Annotated in this window: 19 protein-coding genes; 3 read left to right on the top strand and 16 right to left on the bottom strand. The window is 67.0% G+C overall.

What is annotated here, in order from left to right; genetic code table 11:
- Position 1 precedes the first annotated feature (1 nt).
- From P3L18_RS26460 to rpmE, 10 genes are all read right to left on the bottom strand, one after another.
- A complete protein-coding gene (locus P3L18_RS26460; RefSeq protein ID WP_276115805.1) occupies positions 2–511 on the bottom strand; it encodes a F0F1 ATP synthase subunit B in 510 nt (169 codons plus the stop codon).
- 62 nt (positions 512–573) lie between these two features.
- On the bottom strand, positions 574–837 hold the full coding sequence (locus tag P3L18_RS26455; protein ID WP_006368525.1) for a F0F1 ATP synthase subunit C: 264 nt from the start codon (positions 835–837) through the stop codon (positions 574–576).
- 150 nt (positions 838–987) lie between these two features.
- On the bottom strand, positions 988–1,746 hold the full coding sequence (gene atpB / locus P3L18_RS26450; protein WP_006368526.1) for a F0F1 ATP synthase subunit A: 759 nt from the start codon (positions 1,744–1,746) through the stop codon (positions 988–990).
- Positions 1,743–2,159, bottom strand: a complete 417-nt coding sequence (locus tag P3L18_RS26445; RefSeq protein ID WP_276115798.1) for a hypothetical protein — start codon at positions 2,157–2,159, stop codon at positions 1,743–1,745. The genes atpB and P3L18_RS26445 overlap by 4 nt, the downstream gene beginning before the upstream one ends.
- A gap of 294 nt (positions 2,160–2,453) precedes the next feature.
- Positions 2,454–3,692 (bottom strand): MraY family glycosyltransferase, encoded by a 1,239-nt coding sequence (locus tag P3L18_RS26440; protein WP_006368528.1) that lies wholly within the window; start codon positions 3,690–3,692, stop codon positions 2,454–2,456.
- A gap of 56 nt (positions 3,693–3,748) precedes the next feature.
- On the bottom strand, positions 3,749–4,963 hold the full coding sequence (locus P3L18_RS26435) for a serine hydroxymethyltransferase (RefSeq protein ID WP_079929350.1): 1,215 nt from the start codon (positions 4,961–4,963) through the stop codon (positions 3,749–3,751).
- Between the two features lie 16 nt (positions 4,964–4,979).
- Positions 4,980–5,636, bottom strand: coding sequence for an L-threonylcarbamoyladenylate synthase (locus P3L18_RS26430; protein ID WP_006368530.1), 657 nt, complete (start codon positions 5,634–5,636; stop codon positions 4,980–4,982).
- The gene (prmC, locus tag P3L18_RS26425) at positions 5,633–6,493 is read right to left on the bottom strand and encodes a peptide chain release factor N(5)-glutamine methyltransferase (RefSeq protein ID WP_006368531.1); all 861 of its coding nucleotides are present in this window, start codon (positions 6,491–6,493) and stop codon (positions 5,633–5,635) included. Before prmC ends, P3L18_RS26430 begins: the two co-directional genes overlap by 4 nt.
- Entirely contained in the window at positions 6,490–7,611 is a 1,122-nt protein-coding gene (prfA, locus tag P3L18_RS26420) for a peptide chain release factor 1 (protein WP_276115797.1), read from the bottom strand. The genes prmC and prfA overlap by 4 nt, the downstream gene beginning before the upstream one ends.
- Positions 7,612–8,126: 515 nt before the next feature.
- On the bottom strand, positions 8,127–8,354 hold the full coding sequence (gene rpmE / locus P3L18_RS26415; protein ID WP_006368533.1) for a 50S ribosomal protein L31: 228 nt from the start codon (positions 8,352–8,354) through the stop codon (positions 8,127–8,129).
- Between the two features lie 352 nt (positions 8,355–8,706).
- Here rpmE and P3L18_RS26410 point away from each other — a divergent pair, with 352 nt between their 5' ends.
- Genes P3L18_RS26410 through P3L18_RS26400 form a run of 3 tightly spaced genes read left to right on the top strand, consistent with a single transcriptional unit; the run spans position 8,707 to position 16,894 of the window.
- Positions 8,707–13,989 (top strand): glutamate synthase-related protein, encoded by a 5,283-nt coding sequence (locus P3L18_RS26410; RefSeq protein ID WP_276115796.1) that lies wholly within the window; start codon positions 8,707–8,709, stop codon positions 13,987–13,989.
- A gap of 1 nt (position 13,990) precedes the next feature.
- A complete protein-coding gene (locus P3L18_RS26405; RefSeq protein WP_276115795.1) occupies positions 13,991–15,841 on the top strand; it encodes a sulfite reductase subunit alpha in 1,851 nt (616 codons plus the stop codon).
- A gap of 15 nt (positions 15,842–15,856) precedes the next feature.
- Positions 15,857–16,894, top strand: a complete 1,038-nt coding sequence (locus P3L18_RS26400; RefSeq protein WP_006368536.1) for a hypothetical protein — start codon at positions 15,857–15,859, stop codon at positions 16,892–16,894.
- Between the two features lie 127 nt (positions 16,895–17,021).
- Here the strand turns inward: P3L18_RS26400 and rho are convergent, their stop codons facing one another.
- From rho to argS, 6 genes are all read right to left on the bottom strand, one after another.
- Positions 17,022–18,995 carry a transcription termination factor Rho gene (rho, locus tag P3L18_RS26395; protein WP_079929345.1) on the bottom strand — a complete coding sequence of 658 codons (1,974 nt, stop codon included), beginning with the start codon at positions 18,993–18,995 and terminating at the stop codon, positions 17,022–17,024.
- Positions 18,996–19,508: 513 nt separating this feature from the next.
- Positions 19,509–20,477, bottom strand: coding sequence for a homoserine kinase (gene thrB / locus P3L18_RS26390; protein WP_006368538.1), 969 nt, complete (start codon positions 20,475–20,477; stop codon positions 19,509–19,511).
- Positions 20,458–21,552 (bottom strand): threonine synthase, encoded by a 1,095-nt coding sequence (thrC, locus tag P3L18_RS26385; protein ID WP_006368539.1) that lies wholly within the window; start codon positions 21,550–21,552, stop codon positions 20,458–20,460. The genes thrB and thrC overlap by 20 nt, the downstream gene beginning before the upstream one ends.
- Positions 21,545–22,879, bottom strand: a complete 1,335-nt coding sequence (locus P3L18_RS26380; protein WP_079929344.1) for a homoserine dehydrogenase — start codon at positions 22,877–22,879, stop codon at positions 21,545–21,547. Before P3L18_RS26380 ends, thrC begins: the two co-directional genes overlap by 8 nt.
- Complete coding sequence (lysA, locus tag P3L18_RS26375) at positions 22,880–24,298, bottom strand: diaminopimelate decarboxylase (protein WP_006368541.1); 1,419 nt, start codon at positions 24,296–24,298, stop codon at positions 22,880–22,882. It lies immediately after the preceding gene.
- The gene (gene argS / locus P3L18_RS26370; protein WP_276115794.1) at positions 24,295–25,947 is read right to left on the bottom strand and encodes an arginine--tRNA ligase; all 1,653 of its coding nucleotides are present in this window, start codon (positions 25,945–25,947) and stop codon (positions 24,295–24,297) included. Before argS ends, lysA begins: the two co-directional genes overlap by 4 nt.
- Positions 25,948–26,242: the final 295 nt, after the last annotated feature.

Below are 26,242 nucleotides of genomic sequence, written 5' to 3'. Positions count from 1 at the left end.
GTTACTTCACCGTCCCACTCTGCTGGGCCCCGGCACCGGCCGAGGCGACGTCGGTTCCCAGAACGCGGCCGGCCAGTGCCTCCGACAGCCGGCTCACGTCCTGCTTGGCGGTGGTGACCGCCTTGTCCGCCTCGACCTTCAGATTCGCGGAGATCTTGGCGAGTGCGGCATCGGCCTCCTCGGTGGCCTTGTGCTTGGCCGCCGACACATGCTCGTTACCACGGGCGCGGGCCTCGTCACGGATGCCGGTGGCGTCGCCACGAGCTTTCTTCAGACGTGCCGCGTACTCCCGGTCGGCGTCCGCATAGCTCGCCGCCGCGGCCTTGTTGTCCTCGACCGTCTTGGCCACCCGTGCGTCACGTTCGTCGAGCACCTCGAGGATCGGAGGGACGACGAAGGTACGGATGACGACCAGGACGACGATGAAGATCAGCAGGCACGCGATCAGAGTGGCGTTCGGGATGAGGAAGTTGGACGTCTTCTCCCCGGCTTCTTCTGCGGCGAGACTCATCATGTTGGATGTCCCCTATCGGGATTGCGAACTACGAGCAGCTGAACGGACGGCGCTTCGACTCAGGATGCGCCGTAGGTCTGAGCCGGGTTGGCGAACACGAACAGGGCCATGAACGCCAGGTTGATGAAGTAGGCCGCCTCGACCAGACCCACGGTGATGAAGAACGGGGTGAACAGACGTCCCTGGGCCTCCGGCTGCCGGGCGATACCGGCGATGAGCTGCGAACCGGCGATACCGTCGCCGATGCCCGCACCGATCGCGCCGCCGCCCATGATGAGGCCGCCGCCGATCAACGCGCCCATGCTAACCAGATTCGGATCCATTGAGATCTTTCCTTTCGGGTGGAACTGGCACTCTTGGTTGCCAGGTCTGTGGGTCCGGTCGGCCGGGCCGACCTTTTCTATTGGGGTGTGGTTCGTACGGTTGTCCTGCACCGTCCGACGCTCACCGTCGGTGGGCGTCGGACGGTGGTTCTAGTGGTGCTCGTCTTCCATCGCCTGGCTGAAGTAGAGGATCGTCAACAGGGCGAAGATGAAGGCCTGGATGAGGCCGATGAACATGTCGAAGGCTTTCCAGATCGCGTTCGGTGCCCACAGGATGTACGCGGGGAACAGTGCGATCAGGGCGACCATGACGCCACCGGCGAAGAGGTTGCCGAAAAGTCGGAGAGACAGCGAGAGCGGCTTGGCGATCTCTTCGATGATGTTGATCGGTGCCAGGCCCGCCGCGTGTCCCTTGACCAGCTTGCCCAGGTGACGCAGCGGACCGCGCCGACGCATGCCGGCGGCGTGATACCAGACGAAGACGAAGATCGCGAGCGCGTAAGTGAAGTTGGCGTCACCCGAGGCCGGTTTGATGAGCTCATGGGTTGCGCCGCTGTCGACGCCGTACTGCACCGGCAGTACCGAGAACCAGTTGACGATCAGGATGTAGGTGAACAAGGTGACCGCGAGCGGCAGCACGAACGGGGCGATCTTCATACCGATCGCACTCTCGATCTGACTGCGCATCTGCACGGTGATGACCTCGAAATACAGCTGCACGGTGTTCGGCCGGCGCGAGGTCATCTTGGCCTTGACGAAGAACGCGAGCGCGATCACGATCAGCGCGGCAATGGCCGCGGCGATGATCGTGTCGAGATTCCAGGTCATGCCCAGCCATTCCACCTCTTGGTGGTGGCCGACCTCGATCTTGGCCTCAGCCAGGTACAGCGCGTCAGACGGTGCGGTCATAGCTGCTTACGAAGTCCTTTCATCACCGGAATCACCGTGTTGAGGACCAGGACAACCTGGCCAAGGGCGAGTCCGAACATCACGCCCAGCCCCTCGGGCCGGACCAGAATGGCTGCGGCCAATGCCAGCACGGTGATCACACCGAGCCGCAGCGCGGAATTGACGGCCAACAGTTTCTTACGGGGGTCGGCTTCGGCAGCCACACGCGAGACGGCCATCGTCACCATCTTCGCGTTGACCAGAACCGCCACCACACCCACCGCGAAGAAGATCGCAAACAGGAAGTGCCCCACATAGATCGATACGCCCGCCACGATCAGCGTGAACGCGCCGGCGATGATCCCCGGTCGCACCAGGCCGGTGGGAGCGGCCGGGTAATACACGGGAGCGAAGTCAGGGGCAGATGTCGTCATCGCCTCTCCTCACCTCTCGTCGGAACCCTCCGTGCGGTACACACAGGACGGCACACGGGATCGGGCGTACTCACTGGCAGCCGAGAGCCACCGAGCGTACGCTCCGCATTGCTGAGACCCTACCAAGCGCCGTGACCGCCACCACCAGGGGGTGCGGGACCGCGGAGCAGGTAGGTGAACCGGCGTCGAACAGCCGATCCGTTGCCGACGGCACCGTGCCCACCGCCGAACTACTACGGCTCATAGTACATGGTCTTTACCATCGGGTTACCTGGCCCCATGGACAGGTGCGCCTCAGCGGCCGCCGCGACCGCCGACCATCGGTCCCGCGTGCGCGGTGCGCATCTGCGCGATCCGACGGGACAGGCGCGGGGCCATGGTTACCAACATCGCCAGCACCAGACCACCGGCGAAGGCGGGCGCGACCACCGCCATCGGGAACAGGGTGCTCGCCGCCGCCGAGAACGCCAGGATCGCGACCCACAGATAGATGATCACCGCGACCCGTCGCTGTGAATGCCCGAGTTCGAGCAACCGGTGATGCAGGTGCATCTTGTCCGGCGTATAGAACCCGACTCCGGCGCGGGTGCGGCGAACGATCGCCATCAGCATGTCGAGCATCGGGACGAACACGATCGCAGCGACCAGGATCAGCGGCAACAGCAGCGTGAACACGTCCGCCGGCCCGTAGGCATAGACCGCGATACGACCGGAGGCGCTGGTCGACGCGGCCGCGAGCATCAGCCCGATCAGCATGGCCCCGGAGTCGCCCATGAAGATACGCGCGGGCGAGAAGTTGTGCGGCAGGAAGCCGAGGCACGCACCGGCCAGAACCACCGAGATCAGCGCGGGCGGGTAGTAGCTGACGTCGCCGCCCTGGTCACGCAGCAGTCCCAACGAGAACAGGCAGATCGCCGACGCCGCGATGAACCCCAGACCTGCGGCGAGACCGTCGAGCCCGTCGACGAAGTTGACCGCATTGATGGTGGCGACGGTGATCACGACGGTCAGCAACCCGGACTGGAACGGGTCGAGGACCACCGTGCCGATATCGCCGAAGGGCACCGGGAACTGGATCCAGCTGACCCCCATCACCACCATCACACCGGCGGCGGTGAGCTGACCGACGAACTTGGTCAGCGCGTCCAGCCCCCATCGGTCGTCGATCGCACCGACGATGACGATCACCGCGCCCGCCGAGATCACCGCCCCGATGTCATTGGTGTAGGCGAAACCCCGGTTCAGCGCGGGCAGATTCGCGGCCAGGGCGACCGCCGCGACCATCCCGGCGAACATCCCGAGGCCACCGAGACGTGGGGTCGGGATGACGTGCACGTCACGTGCCCGTGGCACGGCCACCGCCCCGATCTTGATCGCGAGGACCCGTACCGCAGAGGTGAGCAGGTAGGTGACCGCGGCCGCACTCAATCCGACGAGCAGCAGCTCGCGGAACGGCACACCGAGCCCCTCACCCACCCCGGGCGCGGCCAGTGCCGCGACTGTGTGCGCCACGCCGGGCTCAACCACGCTCATCGAGGACCTCGCTCGGTGGCGCGCAAGGTCGAGAGGGGTTCCGGCACGCGAACAGGCTACCCGCCGAGCAACTCGGCAACCGAGCCGCGGATTCGTGCGTGTTGGGACGGATCGGACAGTGCGGCGACCATCCAGTCGGCGATCTGCGTCATTGCGGCGGCGTCCGCGCCGGCGAGGGTCGCGATCGGGGTGCCGATGCGAATGGCCGACCCCTCGGCGACCGGCCGGTGCTCGAACGGAAGCACCGCCTTGTCGACGACGATCCCGGCATCGTGGAGGCGCTGCTGCGCCTGGACTCCGCTGAGCCCGGTCACCGAGACGTCAACGACCGCGAGATGGGTGTCGGTGCCACCGCTGACGATGCGTAGCCCGCGCTCGGTCAGCGCAGCGGCGAGGGCCCTCGCGTTCTCGACGGTCCTCGAGACGTAATGCGCGTGGGTCGCCGTCGCCGCCTCGGCGAACGTTGCGGCCTTGGCCGCGATCACATGCATCGACGGAGCGCCCTGGGTGAACGGGAACACCGCTTTCTGCAGCGCTGCACGATGACGGTCGGCGCCCAGCAGCAGCCCACCGCGTGGACCACGCAGCACCTTGTGCGTGACCATCGTCACGACGTCGGCATGGGGCACCGGACTCGGCGCCACCCCACCGGCGACCAACCCGCCCAGGTGTGCGGCGTCGACCCACAGGATGCATTCGGCCTCATCGGCGATCTGGCGAAGAGTCGGAAAATCGAACAGCCGTGAATAGGTTGCCGACCCGGCGACCAGCAACCGCGGACGGTGCAGCAGCGCGAGATCACGAATCTGGTCGTAGTCGACGAGTTCGTCGACCTCACCGACGGCGTACCGGATGGTGGTGAACCAGCGACCGGAGAAATTCGCGCGCGAACCGTGCGTCTGATGGCCCCCGTGATCGAGTCGCAGCGACAACACCGGGTCGCCCGGCTGGGCGAATGCCGCATAGACCGCCGACGCCGCCGCCGTTCCCGACACCGGCTGCACGTTGACATACTCGGCGCCGAACAACGAGGCGGCACGGGCGATCGCCAGCTCCTCGATCTCGTCGACAACCTCGCACCCGCCGTGGTAGCGCGCGCCCGGATATCCCTCGGCATAGGTGTCGGCCAGCGGTGTCGCGAGAATGCGCCGAACCGCCGGGCTCGCGACCGTCTCCCCCGCGACCAACTGCAATGTCTGCGCGCGACGCCGGGTTTCGCGGTCGATCAGCGTGGCGAGCTCGGCGTCGATCGCATCGTCGCCGGCACCCATCACCGGATCGGACCCGTCACTGCTGCACCAGGCTCGCCGGGTCGATGTCGAGGACCGCGGCGATGTCGTCGGCGCTCACCGCCCCCTGACGCAGGATGCGCGGCGCCCGGCCGGTCAGATCGACGATCGTCGAGGCCTGTGCCTTCGGCGACGGTCCGCCGTCGAGATAGACCGACACCGAATCACCGAGTTGCGTGCGGGCCTCCTGCGCGGTCGTCGACGGCGACTGGCCCGAGACATTGGCGCTCGACACCGCCATCGGCCCGACCTCACGCAGGATCTCGATGGCCACCGGATGCAGCGGCATCCGCAGCATCACGGTGCCGTCGGTGTCGCCGAGATCCCAGGCCAGTGACGGCGCCTGCTGCACCACCAGCGACAACCCACCCGGCCAGAACGCCTCCACGAGCGCACGCGTCGCGGAGCTGACGCCGAGAACGAGTCCGTCGACGGTATGCCAGGAGCCGACGAGCACCGGAACCGGCATGTCGCGGCCCCGACCCTTGGCCGCCAACAGCTCCGCGACAGCTTCGGAATCAAATGCGTCGCAACCGATTCCGTACAGCGTGTCGGTGGGCATGACGATCAGCCGGCCGGACTTGGCGGCACCGACCGCCGCCCGGATTCCGGTGGCTCGCTGGTCGGGATCTGCACAGTCGAAAAGTGAGCTCACCGGTCCATCCTCGCACGGGCCGTGACGAACCTCGGACGGCCGGCGAGATCCCGATGTTCCTGCACCTCGTCGAAGGCGCCCGACCCCGTCATCACCGCAACCACCGACGCCGACGTCGTGTCGTCGTGTTCGATCCCGACCCGGCCACCGGACCGCAAGATCTCGGCGATCACCCCGACCATCGGGGTGATCACCGACATGCCGTCGCCACCACCGAACACCGCTTCGGCCGGGTCAGCCTGCACCTCCTGCGACACCGGCACACCCGTGGGCACATAAGGAGGATTGCTCACCACGAGGTCCACCGGGCCGCCGACGAACGCCGACACCGCGGCGGAATCGGTCGCATCGCCGAGATGAACGTGGACGCGGTCGGTGACCCCGGCGTCATCGACGTTGCGGCGCAACCACTGTGCCGCGATCGGGGAGCGCTCCACGGCGTGCACCCGCGCCCTCGGCAGCGACACGGCCAGCGCGATCGCCAGCGCCCCACTGCCACTGCAGAGGTCGACGATCGTGGGACTGTCCCCTTCTGCCACCTCGAGCGCCCAAGCGTAGAGCAGCTCGGTCTCCGGACGCGGGACGAACACCCCCGGCCCGACGGCGAGCTCGACCGGCCCGAACGATGCCGATCCGGTGAGATGCTGCAGCGGAACCCGACGGGCACGCGCGGCGACGAGATCGTCGTAATCCTTCGCCACGGCGTCGCTGATATCGTCGACCAGCAACAGCCGACCCTGCGAGACGCCGAGCACGTGGGCGAGCAGCCATCGCGCGTCAGCGGCCGGGGAGTCGACCCCCACAGATGCGAGAACCGTGGTCGCCGAAGCGATCACGTCCCGGACCGATCGGGTCACTGCGCCTCGAGGCGCGCCTGCCGGTCGGCCGCGACGAGCGCATCGAGCAACGCGTCCATGTCACCACTCAGCACGGCATCGAGATTGTTCGCCTTGTAACCGATGCGGTGATCGGTGATCCGGTTCTCCGGGAAGTTGTAGGTGCGGATCCGTTCGGACCGATCGACGGTGCGGATCTGTGCCGCCCGTCCCTCCGCAGCCGCGGCCTGCGCCTCTTCCTCTGCCGCGGACTGCAATCGGGCGGCGAGCACCTGCATCGCACGCGCCTTGTTCTGCAGCTGCGAACGCTCGTTCTGGCAGGTCACAACGATCCCGGTCGGAAGGTGGGTGATGCGCACCGCCGAGTCGGTGGTGTTGACGCCCTGCCCACCCTTACCCGACGAGCGATACACGTCGATCCGCAGATCCGACTCGTCGATCGCGACCTGCTCCACCTCATCGGGTTCCGGGTAGATGAGCACCCCGGCCGCCGACGTGTGAATGCGCCCCTGCGACTCGGTGACCGGCACCCGCTGCACGCGGTGCACACCGCCCTCGAACTTCAATCGCGACCACACCCCGTCCCGCGACACCTCACGCGAGCGAATCGACATCGTGGCTTCCTTGTAGCCGCCGAGATCGGACTCGGTGATACCCAGCATTTCGGCCTTCCACCCGTGTCGCTCGCAGTACTTCAGGTACATACGTGCCAGATCCGCGGCGAACAACGCCGACTCCTCGCCGCCCGCACCGGATTTGATCTCGAGCACCACGTCGTCGGCGTCGTGCGGGTCACGCGGGGCGAGCAGATCGGTCAGCGTCGCATCGAGTTCTGCCACCGTCTCCTCGAGCGCCGGGATCTCCTCGGCAAAACCGGCATCGTCGGCGGCGAGCTCCCGTGCCGCCGCGAGATCGTCACGCGCAGACTGCAAACGGGCATGCGTTGCCATGATCGGAGCCAACTCGGCGAACCTCTTACCCACGCGACGCGCCATCGCCGGATCGTCATGCAACGACGGATCGGCGAGCTGGGTCTCCAAACCCGCATGCTCGGCGAGGATGTCGTCGATGGCGGTTCCTTTGGCACCGGCTCCGCCGGTGCGGTGTTCGCGCCCTACTGCACCGCTCTTCGTCGTCATCGCCTTGTCGCTCCGCTCCTCGCTCTTCCTCCTGCATCGCGGCGCGGCGCAGTGCCTTCGGCGCGGACTCCGTCCGCGCGTGCACCTGCGCCTTTACTCACCGCTCTTCGTCCTCATCACGTCGTCGCTGCGCTCCTCGTTCTTCGTCCTGCATCGCGGCGCGGCGCAGTACCTTCGGCGCGGACTCCGTCCGCGCGTGCACCTGCGCCTTTACTCACCGCTCTTCGTCCTCATCACGTCGTCGCTGCGCTCCTCGTTCTTCGTCCTGCATCGCGGCGCGGCGCAGTACCTTTGGCACCGGCTCCGCCGGTGCGGTGTTCGCGCCCTACTGCACCGCTCTTCGTCGTCATCGCCTTGTCGCTCCGCTCCTCGCTCTTCCTCCTGCATCGCGGCGCGGCGCGAACACGGCGTGTGTGGCACCGATGCCACCGGGAATTCGATCTGCGACCACGCCCACCAAAGACAAACGACGCCCGGCCGGTTCTTGCTGAACCGGGCGGGCGTCGTCGACGGGTCTACTTGGCGGCGTCGGCCTTCTTGCGCTTGCCGTAGCGAGCCTCGAACTTCGCGACGCGACCGCCGGTGTCGAGGATCTTCTGCTTGCCCGTGTAGAACGGGTGGCACTGCGAGCAGACTTCCACGTTGATGCGACCGTTGGCAGCGGTGCTGCGGGTCTCGAACGTGTTGCCGCAGCCGCACACGACGGTGGTCGCGTGGTAATCGGGATGGATTCCCTGCTTCATCTCTGGTGTCCCTTTCTCGTGGTCGCCGGGTCACCGACGCGGATCGTCGGTGTGAACCGGAACCGGACTCGACCGATCAGTATGCCACGCGTACCGCACCGGACCGAAATCGTCGGTGACCGGTGACGACGTGCCCCACCGAAGGGTTCACCGGCCTCAACAGACCCACCCACGGGTTCATTCCCGCCATCGGCGACATATTTAGGGCACGCTCATGTTGGTAAGGCTTGGCTAAGTTATAGTGCCTCTGATGTTCGCTTCATCGTCGCAGCGGACATCGCCGACCGGCTCACTCGGACGTCACCGCCGAGGCCGGCACATCGAGTGGATACGCGGGCACACGAGGAGACGAATGCAGGCCGATCGGCACGGTCACCAGCAGCTGCTGGTCGACCCCAGCGACGAGAAGAGCAGTTGTGGGGTGGGCTTCATCACCCGTAAAGACGGCGTCCAGAAGCACAGCGTGATCGACAAGGCGCGTGCCGCACTGTGTTCGGTACCCCACCGCGGCGGCATGTCCGCGTTGGGCGTCGGCGACGGCGGCGGCATCTGCATCGACCTGTCCCAACGGTTCTTCCGCAAACTCACCGGCCGCCCCGACCTGCGCCTCGGCCAGTTCTGCGTCGGCAACTTCTTCTTGCCGACCACCGAGGAGTCGGCCGCCAAGGCCACCCGGTTGATCGAGCGCACGATGGCCGACCGCGGATTCACAGTGTTGTGTGTGCGCGACGTGCCGGTCGACGACGACGTTCTCCGCGAGGCCGCCGTCGACTTCCAGCTCCCGATCCGCCAGTGGATCTTCGCAGCACCGCAACCGTGCCCCGAGCCGGTGGACCTCGACCGTCTCGTCCAGCAGGCGCTTCTGCACATCGAGGCGATCGGCTACACGGCGCCCGCGCTTGCCGGGCTCTATCCGCTCTCACTGTCGGCACGCACACAGGTCCTCAAAGGACGACTGTCCTCCCCCGAGGTCATCGACTACTTCCTCGACCTCGCCGATCCCGATCATCGCGTGCACACCCTGTTCTTCCACACGCGCTTCTCCACCAACACTGACCCGCATCCCACGATGGCGCAGCCGTTCCGGTTCCTCGCGCACAACGGCGAACTCAACACCGACAAAAAGAACCGGATCGCCCAGGTCTCCGCCGCCGCGGCAGCCCGACGGCCCATCGTGCGTCCACCCGGCCAGTCCGACTCCAGCCGCCTCGACCAGACCGTGGCCGCTCGGGTGATCAACGACCAGACCGACCTGGTCACGACGATCGTGTCGATGATGCCGCCGGCATGGGAGAACGATCCGACGCTGTCGGACCGCGTCCGGGCGATGTTCGAGTACTTCTCGCTCTACGAGGAGAAGAACGACGGACCCGCCGCGGTCGTCTTCGGTGACGGTACGATCATCGGCGCGCGACTGGACCGTCTCGGCCTGCGGCCGCTGCGCACCGTCGAGACCACCGAATACCTGTGCGCCTTCTCCGAAGCCGGGCAGGTCGACTTCGATCCCGACACCGTGATCGCCCGCGGCCGCGTCTCCGCGGGCGGGATGATCTACTACGACCATCGCGAGCATCGCGTCTACACCACCGCCGACGCCTACGAAAAGCTCTCCACCGCACGGGATTACCCCGCCTTGCTGCGCGCGGCGAAGGTCGATCTCGCCGATATCGCCGCAGCGCACACCTCGGCCGAGTCCTCGTCGAATGACATCCCGGCCACGGCCGCCGAGCACGATCTCACCGATCATCAGCGCTACCGCGCCTACAATCTGGATCAGGAGAGCTTCCGGTACTTCATCGACCCGATGCTCGCCGACGGCGTCGAGCGGGTCTCCGCGATGGGCTTCGGCAACGCCATCAATCCGCTGACCAACGTCGAACCCAATGTGTCACGGTTCTTTTCGCAGCGTTTTGCGCAGGTGACCAATCCGCCACTGGACTCCATCCGGGAGGCCGACGGGATGAGCCTGCGGGTCGCACTCGGCCGGCGCCCGGACATCAACGCCGAGCCGGACCCGTCCGAAGGACGCCAGATCGTACTCGGCACACCGATTCTCACCGCCGGCGAGCTCGGACTGCTGATGGCACAGTCGGAATCACCAGTGCAGCTCTTCGACGCGACATTCGAGCGGGGAGTCGACGCCGACGCCGATCGCATCCACCTCGTCGAATCGATCGACCGTCTCGGCGCTCGAATCGTCGAGTTCGCTTCGGCCACCGGCGGTATCGCCGTCCTCAGCGACCGCGGGATCGGTCCCGAACGGGCGGCGCTGCCGATGATCTTCACGGTGTCGGCGGTCAATCAGCAACTCATCTCCGCCGGGGTGCGCCTGCGGATCTCGGTCGTCGTCGACACCGGCCAGGTCGAATCGTCGCATCATCTCGCGGCGATCCTCGGGTTCGGTGCCGCCGCGGTGCATCCACACACGGTGGCCCGGCGGGCACCCGACGAGGAGGGGTTCGCCCGGTGGCGCAAGGCCGCCGAGAAATCGCTGTGCAAGACCATGGGCCGGGTCGGGCTCTGCACGGTCGAAAGCTACATCGGCGGTGAGTTCTTCGAACCGGCCTTCCTCGACACCGCCGAGCAGGATCTGCACCACTGGTTCCCGAATCTGCGGGCACCCGTCGGCGGTGTGGGGCTACAGCCGATCGTCGAGGCCCTCGGAGCCGCACACAGCGCGGCGATGAGCGTGCCAATACCGGCTGCCGACGCCGACCTACCCCTGCTCGGCCTGTTCAAGGAACGTGCCGAGGGCGCGGGACACTCGTTCGGCGCCGCGGCCGTCCGCGGATACGGCGCCCTCGTCGACGAGAAGATCCATTTCTCCTCGGCGCGAGGCGAATCGACGAAAGCAGAGGCCGAGGGGCTCGGTGACACGGTCCGCCTGCTCACCCTGGCCACCCTCGCCGACGCGTTCGGTCTGGGTGACGAGGTCTACGAGGACAGCAGCTTTGCGGCATTGAGTCCCGCCGAGATCGATCGGTTCACCGTCACCGACGCCTATCGCGGTTTCGTCGCCGATCTGGCGGCCACGCGGGCCCGCCGCCCGAGCGCGTTGCGCGACATCCTGGAGCCGGTGGCCGACACCCCACCGATCGCGCTCACCGACGTGCAACCCGCACATGAGATCACGGCGACCTTCGCCTCCGGCGCAATGAGTCACGGCGCACTCGTCGCACCCGCCCATGAGGCGGTCGCCCACGGCACCAACATGGTCGGTGGCCTGTCCAATTGCGGCGAGGGGGGCGAACATCTCTCGCGCTATGGGACGTTGCGCGCCTCGCGGATCAAGCAATTCGCCTCCGGACGATTCGGGATCTGGGCCGGATACCTCGCCGACCCGATGCTCACCGAGCTCGAGATCAAGATCGGCCAGGGAGCCAAACCCGGTGAGGGCGGCCAACTCCCGGCACCCAAGGTGACCGTCGAGATCGCCGCCGCCCGTGGCGGCACCCCGGGCGTCGAACTCGTCAGCCCACCGCCGCACCACGACACCTACTCCATCGAGGATCTCGCCCAGCTCATCCACGACTGCAAGGCCGCGCGTGTTCGGGTGATCGTCAAACTCGTCAGTTCTGAGGGCATCGGCACCATCGCGGTCGGTGTCGCCAAGGCCGGCGCCGACGTCATCAACGTGGCGGGCAACACCGGCGGAACAGGCGCGGCGTCGGTGACGAGCCTGCGGTATGCGGGCCGAGCCGCCGAGATCGGGCTCGCCGAGGTCCATCAGGCGTTGTCGGTGCACGGGCTGCGCCAGAAGGTGGTGCTGCGGACCTCCGGCGCACACCAGACCGGACGCGACGTGCTCGTCTCTGCTCTCCTCGGTGCCGACAGCTTCGAATTCGGCACCGCCGCACTGATGATGATCGGTTGCGTGATGGCCAAGAACTGCAACATCAAGTGCCCGGCCGGACTCACCACCAATCCGGAGGTGTTCGACGGCGATCCACGGGCGATGGCGCAGTATCTGCTCAATGTCGCCCACGAGGTCCGCGAACTCCTCGCCGACCTCGGATTGCCGGATCTGCGCGCCGCCCGGGGACGCACCGATCTGCTCCGGCTGATCGATCATCCCGCACTGGTCTCCGGTCTGCGCCCGCAAGCCCTGCTCGCGCGGATCGAGGCACCCGAGATCACCGATCCGGTCTATCTCGAACGGGATTACCGCGTCGATGACGCGCTCGGCGAACAGGTCTGGCGCGCGCTTGTCGATGAGTCCCGCGACAGGGTCCACACCACACCGGTGGTGCTGACCAACCGCAACCGAAGTGTCGGTGCACAACTCGCCGTCGACATCGAGCGGCGGCTCAATCACGGGACCGTCCCCGAGGTCACCGCCGCGATCCGCGACGATCGCGGCCGATGCCACCTCGACGCCGATACCGTGGTCGTCGCCACCTCCGGTTCGGCCGGATTGTCCTATGCCGCATTCTGCAACGACGGGATGCGGCTGGAACACCACGGAACCTGTAACGACGGAGTGGGCAAGTCCATGTGCGGCGGCACCGTCGTGGTGCGGTCCCCCGGAGGCGGCTCCCCCGCGCTCGGTGGCAACGTCCTCATCGGGAACTTCGCCCTGTTCGGGGCCACCGGCGGGCGCCTGTTCGTCGAGGGTGAGGCCGGAGATCGCTTCGCGGTCCGCAACTCCGGTGCCACCGCCGTCGTGGAGGGGCTCGGCGAATTCGGTTGTGAGTACATGACCGGCGGTGCCGTGTTCAACCTCGGCGGCTACGGCAACGGCCTGGGAAACGGGATGAGCGGCGGCTTTCTCTATCAATACGATCCCGGATGCGAACTTGCCGAACGGATCAGCAACGACTCGGTGATCGTCGGTGCGATCACCGGCGTCGGCGATCCACTCGCCCCGATCCATCACCATGCCGCGTTCACCCTGCTGCAGATGCACGCCGAGGCCACCGGCTCGGCGTTGGCCACACGGCTGCTCGAGAACTGGGAGACCGAACGGCATTACGTCAGCTATGCGTTACCCCGGGCGTTGCTTGCCCACCAGGACGCCGACACCCTCATGGCGACGCTGAGCCCGCGAGCGCTACGCGATGAACTCGTCGGGGCGATGGCACTCGGCCAGATCCGAACCCTCAAGACCGATCTGCGCTCCGGGACACCCGTCGTCGAGGGTGTGGTGCCCGAGTACGGCCACACCGACGATGCCGACATGTACCGCTTGCTGGGCGCTTTCACGGTTTTCGAACTCGCCCGCGAGGTCGCAGGCGCGCGACTGAACCACCGGGGCGCCAGGGCGGCAACGGGTTCGCCGAGTGAGGAGTTCCTCGCGCGTTCGGCACGCAATCTGATCCTGACCGAGGATCACGATCTCATCGCCCGGGTGTCCCGCTATGTGCGAGACATTCTGGCGCAGTACGACTCCGAGCAGATCGCCGCGCTCATCTCCGCAAAACGCGTCGACGACTACAAGGCGGCACTCGAACGCCGCAATGTGCGCTCGATGGATGCCCCCGGCACCTACGGCTGGATTCTCCACCAGGACCGCCGCAATCGAGAACGACTCGGTCGGCTACCGAGTTTCGACGAACTGTTCGCCATGCGGGCGATCCCCGACGTCGCCGAGTCCCTCGCGCGTTCGGCCGCCGCAGTCCTACCGGAGGTCTCCTGAGATGCAATTGCCCTACATTCCCTCCGACGTCCCGTTCACCGGCGATCAGAAGGCTTGGCTGGCGGGATTTCTCGCGGGATTGAACACCAAGATCGCGATGGCCGGATCGGCCACCGCGCAGCCCATCGGCGCGGTCCAGGCGGCCGCGCCGACCGGGATCGCCCTGCAGGTCGTGTTCGGCTCCCAGACCGGGACCGCCGAATACCTCGCCGAGCAACTCGTCGAACAGGCTGGCGCGCAGGGATTCGTCCCCCAGTTCTGCGGTCTCGACGCCCTCGAACTCGGCGACCTGACTGCGGTGCGACGACTGGTGGTGATCACCTCCACCTACGGCGAGGGCGACATGCCCGACAACGGTGAACTGTTCTGGCAAGCACTCGCCGCACCCGACGCACCCCGCCTCGACGGGTTGTTCTACGGCGTTCTGGCGCTGGGTGATTCGATCTACGACGGGTTCTGTCAGGCCGGGAAGAACATCGACGCCCGACTGGCCGAACTCGGCGCCACCCGGGTGATCGACCGGGTCGACTGCGACGTCGACTACGAGGAACCCGCCCGCGAGTGGATCTCGGGCGCGATCACCGCGCTGGCCACCGTCGACACCGACACCTCCGATTCCACCGCCCCCGACTCCTCGGCATATGACTCCTCGGCACCGGCCACCCAGCCTTCGGTCCCCGCTGCGGCCGAAACCGTTGCCCCCGCCCCGGCAACCAGGCCCCGTACGCCGGCGAAGTGGGGGCGCAAGAATCCGTATCCGGCGACCATCGTCGCCAACACGGTGTTGTCCGGCCCGGGATCGGACAAGGAAGTTCGTCATCTGGTGATCTCGTTGGGCGACAGCGGAATCACCTACGAGCCGGGCGACGGTATCAGCATCGCCCCGGTCAACGACGCTGCTCTGGTGGAACGCGTGATCAGCCGTCTCGGAGCGACCGGCGACGAGCCGATCACCGATCGCAAGTCCACCCGCACGTTGCGTGATGCCCTGACACGTCAGTACGAGATCGCGACGCCGTCGAAGTATCTCGTCGACTACATCGCCTCGCGCAGTCAGGATCCGGAGTTGCTGCACCTGGTGTCCACCGGCGACAAGGAGGCACTCGACGCGTGGCTGTGGGGCAAGGACGTGCTCGACCTCCTCGAGGTCGACCCGTCCCTGACGATCACCCCCGAGGAGTTGCTCGCCGAACTGCGTCCGTTGGCGCACCGGGTGTACTCCATCTCGTCGAGTCCCCGTGCACACCAGGGCACCGTGCACATCACCATGGCCACCGTCCGCTACCGCTCCGGCGAACGCGAACGTGGTGGGGTGTGTTCGACGTTCCTCGCCGATCGCCGCCACGACGGCGACACCGTCGACGTCTTCATCACCCCCAACAAGTCGTTCCGGCTGCCGGCCGACGACGCCGCGACGATCATGATCGGGCCGGGTACCGGAATCGCACCGTTCCGTGCGTTCCTGCACGAGCGGCAGGCCCGCGGCTGTTCGGGACGGAACTGGCTGTTCTTCGGCGACCGGCATCACGCCACCGACTATCTCTACGCCGATGAGATCGACCAATTCCGCGCCGACGGTGTGCTCACCCGTGTGGATCTCGCGTTCTCCCGTGATCAGGATCGCAAGGTCTATGTACAGGACCGGATGCGTGAGCAGGGGGCGGAACTCTTCGCGTGGCTGGAATCCGGTGCGCACCTGTATGTGTGCGGCGACGCCACCCGGATGGCGCGCGACGTGGAGACCACACTCACCGAGATCATCGCCGAGCACGGTTCCCGCTCTGCCGATCAGGCCGGTGACTACCTCGATCAACTGAAGAAGGACAAGCGCTACCTGCGCGACGTCTACTAGGAAAGGAAGGGCGTCATGCCCACCAACCCCGAGTCCACTCCCGGCCATGAAGACGCCCCCGACGGCTCCGGCACGTCCCTGTCGCGGGGCTGTCGGCGCGACCAGGGATGTGGTTGTGCGCCAGGGAGTTCGGGTACCAGCGATCTCGCGACGCTGATGGCCTCCCCGGGTTTCACCGGCACTGTACTCGGCGTCGAGCCCGCCGTCGTCGGAGCGCATCTTCCACATCTCGACCAGGTGGTCGGCGTCACCGTGGCGGGGCCGGTGGTGTGCAATGACGTCGGCGCCCACGAGCCGCCGGTGCATCCGGGTGGACCGATCCGGTGCGATGCCTCGCGTATCACGTTGCGGCTCAACCCCGCTCGTCTGGGGTCGGCGCTGATCACCGAACCCGCCGCACATGTCCCGCCGACCCTGCGGTTCTTCGACGTCGACGGGAACACCGCTCATGCCACGTATCTCACCGAGCTCAGTGACCGGCTGGCCTTCGAGTCGATCGGACTCGGGCGCGCCGATCCGAGCTTCGCCGACGCCGCCGGCCTCGACTCATACGGTCCCGACGCCCCTGCGAGCTGGTCGACGCCGACACCTGTCCGCGCCGACGACGACCAGATCACCCAATTCGATTCCATCCTTGCCGACGGCGGTGTCGCGCGACGCACCGAACTCCCGGGTCTTTCCGATGCCGGTTTCCGCAGGGTCGACGACCGGCAGGTGATCGCCGCGCTCGAACACGCTGCACTCCTGGGCATGGCGATGACGACGGCCACCTGTGCACCCGGGTGTATCCAGATGCGCCACGACCAGCTCGACGGCGCCCGCGAGCACCGCGGCCAGATGGTCGTGGCCTCCGGGCGCGCGCGGGCGATGATCAATTTCGGTCTGGTCGCCGAGTCCTGGATCACCTGGTCGGACGGAGTGTGGGGACGCACCGGCTCGATCGAGCTGTACGACCGGCACGGCGCCTGCAGCCTCGTGCTCACCCAGACCGGCCCGGTTCCCGCACCGGTCTTCGCTGCCTGGGATCATCTACTGACCGACCTGGTCGCCTGAGCCGCCCGCGCCCGCAACAGGCAGGCCACCGGACGAATCGAGCCGCCCTCAACCATCGCTGGATGGTCGAGGGCGGCTTGAGGTGGTCAAGGCCCAGCGGGCCAAATGCCCTGTGGCGAGACCTGTCTCAGTCGTCCTTCATCGCGCCTGGCGCATTGGTCTGCACCTGCATCAGGAACTCGACGTTGGTCTTGGTCTTCTTGAGCTGGCTGATCAACAGGTCGATCGCCTGCTGCGAATCGAGGCCGCTCAGCACACGACGGAGTTTGTAGACGATCCCGAATTCCTCGGGCGACATCAACAGCTCGTCCTTACGTGTGCTCGACTGATTGACGTCGACGGCCGGGAACACCCGGCGGTCGGCGATCTTGCGGTCGAGTTTGAGTTCGGCGTTACCGGTGCCCTTGAATTCCTCGAAGATCACCGTGTCGCCGGTGGAGCCCGTCTCGACCAGCGCGGAGGCGATGATCGTCAGCGACCCGCCGTTCTCGATATTGCGCGCGGCGCCGAGGAAACGCTTCGGCGGATACAGCGCGGTCGAGTCGACACCACCGGAGAGGATGCGACCCGACGCCGGCGAGGCGTTGTTGTAGGCGCGACCGAGACGGGTGATGGAGTCGAGCAACACCACGACATCCTTGCCACCCTCGACCAGACGCTTGGCGCGCTCGATGGCCAGCTCGGCGACGGAGGTGTGATCTGACGGCGGACGGTCGAACGTCGAGGCGATGACCTCACCCTTGACCGAGCGCTGCATATCGGTCACCTCTTCGGGGCGCTCGTCGACGAGCACCACCATGAGATGGCATTCCGGGTTGTTGGTGGTGATTGCGTTCGCGATGTCCTGGATGATCGTGGTCTTACCGGCCTTCGGCGGCGACACGATCAATGCTCGCTGCCCCTTGCCGATCGGCATGATCAGATCGATCACGCGGGTCGACAGGCGATCAGGGGTCGTCTCCAGGCGCAGGCGCTGATTCGGATAGAGCGGTGTCAGCTTGCCGAACTCCGGGCGCTTTCTGGCGGCCTCGACCTCGGCACCGTTGACGGTGTCGAGTCGCACCAGCGGATTGAACTTCTGCCGCTGATTGGGCTGCTCACCCTCGCGGGGCACCTTCACCGCACCGGTGATGGCGTCACCGCGGCGTAAGCCGTTCTTGCGCACGAGATTCATCGAGACGTAGACGTCGTTGGGGCCGGCGAGGTACCCCGAGGTGCGGACGAACGCGTAGTTGTCGAGCACATCGAGAATGCCCGCGACGGGCGCGATGACGTCGTCCTCGGAGATCTGCGGCTCGCCCGAGGTGTTCTCGCGGTCGCGCCCACGACGCCGCTCGCGGAACCGACGTCCGCGGCGTCGGCCGCCCTGGTCGTCGTCGTCGTCGCGGTTGTTGTCGCGGTTGCCGTTCTGGCCCTGCCCGCCCTGGTTGTTACCGCCCTGGTTGTTACCGCCGTTCCGGTTGCCCTCGCGATTCTGGCCCGACTCGCGGTTCTGGCCACCCTCACGGTTCTGGTTGTTGCGGTTGCGATTGCGGTTGCGCTGGTTGCCCGACGCGTCGTCGCCCTCGGCGTCGGCGCGATTGTCGCGCCGCTCGGTGCGGGCCTCGCCGCCACCGCTCGTCGACTCGCCGGAAGTGTCGGTGGACTCGCGCTCGGAGCGCTTCTTCGGTGCCGCGTCGGTCTTCTCGGCGCCGGCTGCCGCGTCGGAGTCCGCGGCAGACGTCCGGGAGGTGCCGTTCTCGCGTGCGCTGGTCTCGCCTGCGCCGGTCTCGGCGGCGCCGTTCTTGCTCGCGCGTCCACGCGTCGGACGGCCGGTGGGCTCGTCGGCGGTGATTGTCATCTGTTCGGGGGAACCGGCCTTGGCCTGCTCGCCGGTTTTCGGCGATCCGCCGGACTGGCGCTCCTTGATCGCAGCGATGAGGTCACCCTTGCGCATGCCTGAGGTGCCCTTGATGCCCAGTTCCCCGGCGAGCGCACGGAGTTCGCTCAGCACCATGCCGGACAGTCCGGTTCGGGCGCTGCGGGCGCGGGTCTTCGGCGCCGCCGCTTCGGTGGTCGTGTCTGCGGAAGCGGGTGCGGTGATCAGGTCCGTATCGGTCACGGATGTCCTTTCATTCCCTTGCAAACCGTGTGCCGCAAGGGGCTTCATTCCGCCGTCGCCCTCGGTTGTCAGATGCCGAGGTTCGTCGGGCATGCCCGCCCTCGGTGGACGGGTGAGAGATCGTGGTCTCCGGCTGCGAGTGTCACTCCTGTACTCGGGTGCGCCAGTTGGGTGCCGGCTCGAGGAGGTGATTGTCGGGTCGGTATCGGTGAACCGTTCGTTCCGCTGTGGAGGCGGCTCCTCTACGGAGTGGACCACCAAGCTGATTACCCGAGAACATGGCTGAACGAGCCTTCGCGGCTAGACGAGGATATGATAACGCGTCGTCCCAGATGGGGCAACACGCCGTGTCCCCGCCGTATTCCGTGTCCCTGCGGTACTCCGTGTCCCTGAGGTACTCCGTGCCGCATTCGGCGTGTGCATTCCCCGCTCGTCCTCCCCGACGTCTTCACATCCCGACCCCCACCGGCTCGACCTCGGCGAATGGGTCGTTGCTCGTGCCGGCCTCGGGCGTCAGCCTATCTCGACTCCGCCCGCGATTTCGACGGTCTGCGGAACGAATCCGTACTCGATTCCGAGGTCACGGGCGTCGGATGGGAGCGGTGCACCGCCGAGGACCAGTACGCTCGGTCCCGCGCCGGAGACCGTGGCCGCATGTCCCCGCTTGCGCAGCGCGGCGACGAGCTCTGCGGTCGGTCCCATCGCGGCTGCCCGGTATGGCTGGTGCAGACGATCCTCGGTGGCCGCGAGCAGGCAACTAGGGTCGCTGGTCAGCGCAACCACCGCCAGGGCCGCACGGCTCAGGTTGTGCACGGCGTCGGCGCGTGGCACCTCGTCGGGCAGCAGTCCGCGCGTGAAGGCGGTCGACGACTCGGTGGACGGCACGAACACGGTGGCGCTGATGTCGGGGTGCACCCGAAGACCACGAGCCTGGTAGCGGTCGCGGTCGTCGGTGCGTTCGGTCCAGGTCACCACGGCCGAGCCGAGTACCGATGCGGCGGCGTTGTCCGGGTGACCTTCGAACTCGCTGGAGAGTTGCACGAGTTCGTCGGTGGTCAGCGGTGCGGCGACCCCCGACGCCGCCAGTAGTCCCGACGCGGCGGCCAGGCCGGAGACCGAGGCGGCCGCCGACGATCCCAGACCGCGCGAGTGCGGGATGACGTTGACGCAGCGCAGGTGCATGCCGGACACCGAGAAGCCGGCGTGCGCCAGACCGCTCAGGATGGCGCGCACGACGAGATGGTTCGCGTCGAGAGGAACCTGCTCGGCCGCCTCACCGATCACCTCGACCGTGAGCCCGGTGTCGGTGGTCGTGACCGTCACCTCGTCGTGGATGCCGAGCGCGATACCGAGGCAGTCGAATCCCGGCCCCAGGTTCGCACTCGACGCCGGAACCCGAACCCGAGTTGAAATACCTTCGGGCAGTTGCCGATACACCGTGTCCGGGGTGACCATGAGCGATTCAGGCGACGCCGAGGGCATGGGCCACCGCCACCGGGTCGACGTCGATCGCTTCCACCTCGGGCATCCCCGACAACGCGGTGTCGGGATCCTTGAGTCCGTTGCCGGTCACGGTGCACACGACGGTTTCCCCGGCACGCACCCAGCCCTCCTCACGCGCGGCGAGCAGGCCCGCGACACTGGCCGCCGACGCGGGTTCGACGAAGACACCCTCGCGGCCCGCGACGAGACGGTAGGCCTCGAGCAACTTCTCGTCGGTGGCGGCGCGGAACTGCCCGCCGGATTCGTCCTTGGCGGCCACGGCCTGATGCCAGCTGGCCGGGTTACCGATCCGGATCGCGGTGGCGATGGTCTCCGGGTCGGCCACGGGCTCCCCGCTGACCAGCGGCGCCGCGCCGGCCGCCTGGACACCGAGCATGCGCGGACGCGACGAGGCGATCCCGTCGGTGTGGTACTCCGAGTAGCCCTTCCAGTAGGCGGTGATGTTGCCGGCGTTGCCGACCGGCAACGCATGGACATCAGGAGCGCGGCCGAGGACGTCGACGATCTCGAAGGCCGCGGTCTTCTGCCCCTCGATGCGGGCCGGGTTGACCGAGTTGACGAGCTCGATCTCGGTGAATTCGGCGGTCGCCTTGCGGGCGAGCTCCAAACAGTCGTCGAAGTTGCCCTGCACCTGAATGATCTTGGCGCCGTGCATGACCGCCTGCGCGAGCTTGCCCATCGCGATCTTGCCCTGCGGGATCAGCACCGCACAGGTGATCCCGGCGCGGGTGGCGTAGGCGGCCGCCGACGCCGAGGTGTTGCCGGTGGACGCGCACAGCACCGCGGTCTTGCCGTTGTTGACCGCGTTGGAGACGGCCATGGTCATACCGCGGTCCTTGAACGACCCGGTCGGATTCAGACCCTCCACCTTGAGGTACACCTCGCAGCCGGTGAGCTCCGAGAGATACGGCGCCGCAACGAGCGGGGTCGCACCCTCGAGCAGGGTGATCACCTTCCAGTCGTCGGCGACCGGCAACCGCGACCGGTAGGCCTCGATGAGTCCGGGCCACCCCGAATGCACGGGGGCGAGCGGGGTCGACGGGGCGTCAGTCATCGGTACCTTCCAATCGCAGAACACTCGACACCTTGAGTACTTCGTCCATGTCTTCCAGTGCCGCAACGCATTCGGACTGAGCACGGTCGGGAGCGCGGTGGGTCACGACGATCAGCCGGGCATCCTCTCCCGCGCCTTCCTGCCGTACGGCGGCCAGACTGACCGAACGCTTGGAGAACTCACTGGCGATCTGCGCGAGCACTCCGGGGCGGTCGGCGACCCGCATCGACACGTAGTAGCGGGTGGGCACGTCGCCGATCGACGCGATGGGCAGTTTGGCGTAGGTGGACTCCAACGGTCCACGACCTCCGTGCACCTTGTTGCGGGCGGCCATCACCAGGTCGCCGAGGACCGCCGAGGCGGTCGGTGCCCCGCCGGCGCCTTGTCCGTAGAACATCAATCTCCCAGCGTTCTGTGCCTCGACGACGACGGCGTTGAATGCACCGCCGACCGTCGCGAGCGGATGGCTCAACGGGATTAGCGCCGGATAGACACGAGCGGAAACACGTTGCGTGCCATCGGTATCGCGCACACGTTCGCAGATCGAGAGCAGCTTGATGGTGCAGTCGAACTTGCGGGCGGCGAGCAGATCGGCGGAGGTCACCGCGGTGATGCCCTCGCGGTACACATCCGCGGCGGTGACCCGGGTGTGGAAGGCGATGGACGCGAGGATCGCCGCCTTCGCCGCCGCGTCGTATCCCTCGACGTCGGCCGTGGGATCGGCCTCGGCGTAACCGAGCCGACCGGCCTCGGCGAGCACCACCTCGTAATCGTCACCGTCGGCATCCATCGCCGACAAGATGAAATTGGTGGTGCCGTTGACGATTCCGGCCACCCGCTCGACGGTGTCGCCGGCCAGCGACTGCGTCAGCGGACGGATCACCGGGATGGCACCGGCCACCGCCGCCTCGAAGTACAGGTCGGCGCGGGCGGTCGCGGCCGCGGTCGCGAGTTCACCGGTGTATTCGGCCAGCAGTGCCTTGTTGGCCGTGACGACCGACTTGCCACTCTCGAGCGCATGACGGATCAGGCTGCGGGCCGGGTCGATTCCGCCCATCAGCTCGACCACGACGTCGACGTCGTCACGGGCGACCAACGACGCCGGGTCGTCGGTGAGCAGCTCGGAGTCGATCTTGCGGGGTTTGGCGAGATCGCGCACCGCCACGCCACGCACCTCGAGTCGCGCGCCCACCCGGGCGCGCAGATCGTCGGCACTCTCCTCGAGAATGCGCACGACCTCGGTGCCGACGTTGCCCATACCGAGCACCGCGACTCCGATGGATCGTGTCTGTGTACCCGCTCCGGTGGGGTCTTGTGTCTGGCTCACCTAGGTCACCTCCAGCCTCAGGAAATCGTCGATCGTCTCTCGCCGCAGGATCACCCGGGCCGTCCCGTCGGCAACACCGACGACGGCCGGGCGGGTGACCATGTTGTACCGCGAGGACATCGAATAACAGTAAGCCCCGGTCGCAGCCACCGCGATCAGGTCACCGGGCGCCAGATCCTCCGGCAGCCAGCAGTCCTTGATGACGATATCGCCGCTCTCACAATGCTTTCCGACGACGCGACTGACCACCGCGGGGGCGTCGGACACCCGCGAGACCAACCGCACGTCGTACTCGGCCTGATAGAGCACCGTGCGGATGTTGTCGCTCATGCCGCCGTCGACCGACACGTACCGTCGAATCGCTCCCCCACCGAGTTCGACGTCCTTGATGGTGCCGACGCGGTAGAGGGTGATGGTGCCGGGGCCGGCGATCGCGCGGCCGGGCTCGACCGCGAGCGTCGGCATCGGCAGCCCGACCGCCGCCGATTCGCGCTTGACGATCTCGGCCAGAGTTTGTGCCACCGCGACGACCGGCAACGGCCGATCCTCCGGAACATAGGAGATACCCAGTCCCCCACCGAGATCCACGATCGACATCTGTGAGGTCTTGTCCACGCCGAACTCGGCGACCACGTCGTGCAGCAGGCCGAGGACACGGTGTGCGGCGAGCTCGAAGCCGTCCATGTCGAAGATCTGCGACCCGATGTGACTGTGGAGGCCGACCAGCCGCAGGTTGTCGGTCGCGAAGACACGGCGGACCGCTTCCATGGCGACCCCGCCGGTCAACGCGAAACCGAACTTCTGGTCCTCGTGCGCGGTCGCGATGAATTCGTGGGTGTGGGCCTCGACGCCGACGGTGACCCGGATCAGCACGTCGGCGACGAGTCCCCGTTCGCCGGCGAGTGCGTCGAGTCGCTCGATCTCGGTCATCGAGTCGCAGACGATGTGCCCGACTCCCGCATCGAGTGCCGCGGCGAGCTCGGCAACACTTTTGTTGTTGCCATGGAAGGCGATTCGCTCGGGCGGGAACCCGGCGTGCAACGCGATCGCCAGCTCACCACCGGAGCACACGTCGATCGACAAGCCCTCCTGATCGACCCACTTCGCGATCTCGGTGCACAGGAAGGCTTTTGACGCGTAGTGCACGCGACCGTAGGGCCCGAAGGCGTCGATCATGTCCGCGCAGCGTGACCGGAAATCGGACTCGTCGATGACGAACAACGGGGTGTCGAAGGTCTCGGCGAGTTCGCTCACCCCGACCCCGGCGATCTGCAGTTCACCCGAGGAGTCGCGAACGGCGTTACGCGGCCACACCTGGGCCGGGATCTCGGCGAGTACCGCGGGATCGTTGGGTTTCTGCGCCAGATGCGGGGCAGCCACGAGGTCGGCGTGCCGAGGCCCGGCGGGGTGGGCGTTCACATCCGCTCCGGTGCGCCGACGCCGACCAGGGCCAACCCGTTGGCCAGAACCTGACGGCTCGCCGCACACAGGGCCAGCCGGGCGCGGTGGATGTCGCCGGCCTCTTCGTCGCCCTGCGGCAACACGCGGCAGTGCGCGTAGAAGCGGTGATAGGTTCCGGCGAGGCTCTCGAGGTAGCGGCAGATACGGTGCGGCTCACGCAGAGTCGCGGCGGTCGCGACCACCTCGTCGAAATCACCGAGGGTCTTGATGAGGTCGCCCTCTTCGGCGGTGTCGAGCAGGTCGAGGTGCTCGGTGCTCGCCGAGAGCCCGAGGTCGTCGGCGTTGCGTCCGAGTGCGGCGAGGCGGGCATGCGCGTACTGCACGTAGTACACCGGGTTGTCGTTGGACTGCTTGGCGAGCAGATCGAGGTCGATGTCGATGTTGACGTCGATCGACGAGCGGATCAGCGCGTACCGAGCGGCGTCCACACCGACCGCGTCGACGAGGTCGTCGAGGGTGATGACCGTGCCGGCACGCTTGCTCATCCGCACCGGCTTGCCGTCGCGCACGAGGTTCACCATCTGCCCGATCAGCACCTCGACGGTCCCCGGGTCGTCACCGAGGGAGGCCGCGGCCGCCTTGAGCCGCTTGATGTATCCGTGGTGGTCGGCGCCGAGCATGTAGATGCACAGGTTGAAGCCCCGGTTGCGTTTGTCGCGGTAGTAGGCGATGTCGCCGGCGATGTAGGCGGCCTCGCCGTCACTCTTGATGACGACGCGATCCTTGTCGTCGCCGTACTGCTCGGTGCGCAGCCACCAGGCGCCGTCGGACTCGTACAGGTTGCCGTTGGCCTTGAGCTCGGCGATGCACTCGTCGACGAGCCCGGTCTCGAACATCTTGTTCTCGTGGGTGAAGACGTCGAAGTCGGTGCCGAACTCGTGCAGGCTCTTCTTGATGTGGTCGAACATCAAATCGACGCCCACGGCACGGAAGGTCTCGACCCGCTGCGCCTCCGGCTGGTCGAGGACATCGGGAACCTGCTCGGTGACCTGACGCGCGATGTCGACGATGTACTCGCCCGCGTACCCGTCCTCGGGCGTCGGCTCGCCGAGTGCCGCGGCCTCCAGCGACCGCGCGAATCGGTCGATCTGGGCGCCGTGATCGTTGAAGTAGTACTCGCGCGTCACCGCCGCTCCACGCGCGGCGAGCACACGTCCGAGTGCATCGCCGACCGCGGCCCACCGGGTGCCACCGAGGTGGATCGGCCCGGTCGGGTTGGCCGAGACGAATTCGAGGTTGATCACCTTGTCGGCGAATTCGTCGCCGCGACCGTACTGCGTGCCCCGGTCGAGGACCGTCGCGACGACGGTGTTCTGCGCGGCCGCGGCCAACCAGATGTTGACGAATCCGGGGCCCGCGACCTCGGCCTTGGCGATCCCGTCGGCGGCAGCGAAGGCGTCGGCCAGCCATCCGGCGAGCTCACGCGGATTCACCCCGAGCTTCTTGCCCAGTTGTAGTGCGACGTTGGTGGCGTAATCACCGTGGTCGGCATGGCGCGGTCGCTCGATGACCACGGCGTCGGGGACCAATGACGTATCGAGGTCATGGTCTGCCACGACGGTGCGGGTGACAGAGCTCAGCAGCGCGGCGAGATCGGCGGGAGTCACAACACACCATCCTATGGTCCCGCCGCAGGCCGGTAACAATCGGCTCGACCGGGCCCGCGCTGCCCGGCCGCTCCACGGGGGGTCTTGATCGGCATCCTCGACGGACTCATCGGTGATGCCGTCGCCGCTTGCGGTAAGAGTCGTCGTCCATTACACTCGAACACATATTCACGGGCTGATCTGTTCGATTAGCGTGTGAGGGGGGTGATCGCGGTGGCCGATGTCGATGGTGACGGTGAAGCGTTGGTCACTGCGGACATGCTGGGCCTGTATGCGCAGCTGCATGGTCTCCTCG

Origin of the sequence: Gordonia sp. N1V, assembly GCF_029269935.1 — a bacterium.
Lineage (GTDB): Bacteria > Actinomycetota > Actinomycetes > Mycobacteriales > Mycobacteriaceae > Gordonia > Gordonia polyisoprenivorans.
This window is presented reverse-complemented; position numbering and strand designations above follow the sequence as displayed.